The 274-nt window shown below is 59.9% G+C and carries 1 protein-coding gene; it reads left to right on the top strand.

What is annotated here, in order from left to right; genetic code table 11:
- Positions 1-91: 91 nt before the first annotated feature.
- The coding region (locus tag H2O73_RS23975) for a MerR family DNA-binding protein (protein WP_497997520.1) at positions 92-274 on the top strand (183 nt) is incomplete at its 3' end.

Here is a 274-nt window from a genome sequence, read left to right on the forward strand (position 1 = left end):
TACACTCTTTCCCTAAAGATCGGAAGAGCACCGGTCTGACAGAAATTCAGACGTGTGCTCTTCCGATCTTTAGGCGGACCCAAGGTGGACAGTGGCGCTATGGCGAGGCGGATATCAACCGGCTCGCCTCATCCGTTGTGCGCGCAAACTTGGCTTCACGCTCGACGCGATCCGCGAGCTTATGGCGCTGTCGGAAACGCCGAACCGCCCCTGTGCCGAGGTGGACCAAATTGCACATCGCCAACTCCAGGAGGTGGAGGCCCGGATCGCCTGG

It is taken from the genome of Vibrio marinisediminis (assembly GCF_014050145.1).
In the GTDB taxonomy this organism is placed as follows: domain Bacteria; phylum Pseudomonadota; class Gammaproteobacteria; order Enterobacterales; family Vibrionaceae; genus Vibrio; species Vibrio marinisediminis.